The organism is Pseudomonas fuscovaginae SE-1 (genome assembly GCF_000364705.1).
GTDB lineage: Bacteria > Pseudomonadota > Gammaproteobacteria > Pseudomonadales > Pseudomonadaceae > Aquipseudomonas > Aquipseudomonas fuscovaginae_A.
The window spans coordinates 1-2,087 of record NZ_AQOH01000220.1 but is presented as its reverse complement, the minus strand read 5'-3'; the positions used below and the strand labels follow the sequence as shown (position 1 = coordinate 2,087).

Genomic DNA, 2,087 nt, shown 5'->3' with positions numbered 1-2,087 from the left:
AGGCGCGCCTGTACAAGACCGGCGATCTGGGCCGCTGGCTGGCCGATGGCAGCCTCGATTATCTGGGTCGCAACGACGACCAGGTGAAGATCCGCGGTTTCCGCATCGAACTGGGCGAAATCGAAGCCGCCTTGAGCGCCTGCGAGAGCGTTCGCGAGGCGGTGGTGCTGGCCCGTGAGGACGAGCCCGGGGACAAGCGCCTGGTGGCCTATGTGATCGCCGCGCCCGGCCACGAGGTGGTGGCTGCCGACTTGCGTGCGCAGTTGTTGCTGTCGCTGGCCGACTATATGGTGCCCGGCGCCTTCGTCAGCCTGGACAGCTTCCCGCTGACCACCAATGGCAAGCTCGATCGCAAGGCGCTGCCGGCGCCGGATGCGCAAGCCCTGGTGCTGCGTGACTACGCGGCACCGGAGGGTGCCGTGGAAAACGCGATCGCGCGGATCTGGCAGTCGCTGCTGCAACTGCCGCGGGTGGGGCGCCATGACCACTTCTTCGAGTTGGGCGGGCATTCGCTGCTGGCGGTCAAGCTGATCGAGCGCATGCGCCAGGTCGGCCTCGCGGCCGATGTGCGCGTGCTGTTCAGCCAGCCGACCCTGGCGGCCCTGGCCGCGGCGGTGGGTGGACAGCCTGAGGTCCGGGTGCCAGACAACCTGATCGTGCCGGGCTGCGAGCGCATCACGCCGGACATGCTGCCCCTGGCTGAACTCGACCAGGCCGCTATCGACCGCATCGTCGCGGGCGTGCCCGGCGGCGTGGCCAATGTGCAGGACATCTATGCCCTGGCACCGTTGCAGGAAGGGATTCTCTATCACCACCTGGCCGCGCATGAGGGTGACCCCTATGTCCTGCAGGTGCTGTTCGCCTTCGATGACCGCCAGCGCCTGGCCGCGTTTGCCGAGGCTCTGCAGAATGTGATCGAGCGCCACGATATCCTGCGCACCAGCGTCGCCTGGGAAGGCCTGGACCAGCCGGTGCAGGTGGTCTGGCGCGAGGCTCAACTGAGCCTGGAAGAGGTCAGTCTCGATCCGGAGGCGGGTGAGGTGCTGGCTCAGTTGCACCAGCGTTTCGATCCACGCCACTACCGCCTGGACATCGGCCAGGCACCGCTGATGCGTATCGCCTATGCCGAAGATCCGCTCAACCAGCGCATCACCGCGATGCTGCTGTTCCATCACATGGCCCTGGATCACACGGCCCTGGAAGTGGTGGTGGAAGAGATGCAGGCCAGCCTGCAGGGCCTGGCCGGGCAATTGCCGACACCGGTGCCATACCGCAATCATGTGGCCCAGGCACGCCTGGGGGTCAGCCGGGAGGAACATGAAGCGTTCTTCCGCGACATGCTCGGCGATATCGATGAGCCAACGCTGCCCTACGGTCTCCAGGACGTGCAGGGTGATGGCAGTGCCGTCGTCGAAGTGCAACAGGTTCTCGACAGCGGCTTGAGCCTGCGCCTGCGCGGCATTGCCCGGCAACTGGGTGTCAGCGCCGCGAGCCTGGCGCACCTGGCGTGGGCCCAGGTGGTGGGCCGCGTCTCGGGTCGTGAAGAAGTGGTGTTCGGCACCGTGCTGATGGGGAGGATGCAGGGCGGCGAGGGCAGCGACCGGGCCCTGGGGATGTTCATCAACACCTTGCCGTTGCGTCTGAGCGTCGGAGACCTTGGCGCCCTGACCGGGGTCAAGGCCACCCACGAGCGCTTGTCGACCCTGCTCGGTCATGAGCATGCCTCACTGTCCCTGGCCCAGCGTTGCAGCGGCGTACCGGGTTCGCTACCGCTGTTCAGTTCCCTGCTGAACTACCGCCATAGCACCGGTGGCGTGGCTTCGTCCGAGGCGATTGCAGCCTGGCAGGGTATGCAGACCCTGAGCATGGAGGAGCGGACCAACTATCCGTTGTGCCTGAACGTCGACGATCTGGGCGAGGCTTTCATGCTTACCATCCAGGCCGTGGAACAGATCGACGCGCGTCGGATCGGCGGCTACATGCAGGCCGCCCTGGAACAACTGGTCCAGGCCCTGGAGCAGGCGCCGACCACGGCGCTCAACCGCCTGTCGATCCTGCCGGCCGACGAGCGCGAGCAGTTGCTGGTG

1 protein-coding gene is annotated in these 2,087 nt (G+C 66.5%); it reads left to right on the top strand.

Annotated elements, in window-relative coordinates; all coding sequences use genetic code 11:
- The coding region (locus K675_RS0119205; RefSeq protein ID WP_037006846.1) for a condensation domain-containing protein at positions 1-2,087 on the top strand (2,087 nt) is incomplete at both ends.